The sequence below is a fragment of the Roseivirga spongicola genome (assembly GCF_001592965.1).
Classification (GTDB): Bacteria; Bacteroidota; Bacteroidia; order Cytophagales; family Cyclobacteriaceae; genus Roseivirga; species Roseivirga spongicola.
In genome coordinates this window covers 1-764 of record NZ_LRPC01000009.1, presented here as the reverse complement: position 1 = coordinate 764, position 764 = coordinate 1, and the positions used below count along the sequence as shown (strand labels likewise).

At 45.4% G+C, this 764-nt stretch carries 1 protein-coding gene; it reads right to left on the bottom strand.

The window, feature by feature from the left end; translation table 11 throughout:
* Positions 1-764 (bottom strand): Ig-like domain-containing protein (locus tag AWW68_RS07765; RefSeq protein WP_245660222.1); only part of this gene is annotated, 764 nt, incomplete at both ends.

The following is a 764-nucleotide window of genomic DNA, read 5'->3' as shown; positions in this document are numbered from 1 at the left end:
CGTCTGCAGGATTGCTTGAAACCAAGGTTGGAGCCGTGGTATCGAAAGTGACATTGGTAACATCCACAGTCGTTGCTGAATTCCCAGCAGCATCTTGTCCATTGAAACTGATTGTGTAAATCGTTCCAGAGACCAAAGATGGCGCATTGGTCAAAGCTGCCGAAGCCCTTACTCCTGCATTCAACTCACTACCCGTAAGGTTTACCACATGTGGAGAACTGCCATCGGCTGAACCTCCAGTTCTGGTAAAGGTAACTGTACCTGAAGCAATAGCTTCAGATAAGGTGTAACCAACATTCGCATTACTCACTGAACTACTTGAGCTTGGACTTACCGAACTGAACGCTGGAGCAGTTCCATCATAAGTTACGCTTAATGTATTCGAAACAGTATTGGCATTCCCTGCTCGATCAAAAGCCGTGCCTGCACCAAGGGATACTTGTACGGCTCCATTACCCGAAGGCGTAACATCCACGTAAAAACTAGTACTGTCCGGAGAAACAAAATTACTAGTTGTGCCATTCACCACGGTAATGTCGTTCTCCGTCATATTATCCGCCTCAGAATTGAAGGTGATAGTTACGGGAATGGGATTATCATTGGTTGGATTACTGGAAGTGGTAGAAATACTCACTGTAGGTGAAGTAGTATCGATAGTAATACTTAAGGCAGAGCTAGCAGAACTGGTGTTTGCGGATCCATCTGTTGCAGTTGCCGTAATGGTATGAGCACCAGCAGTCAAAGCGCTCGTAGTTATTGAATAA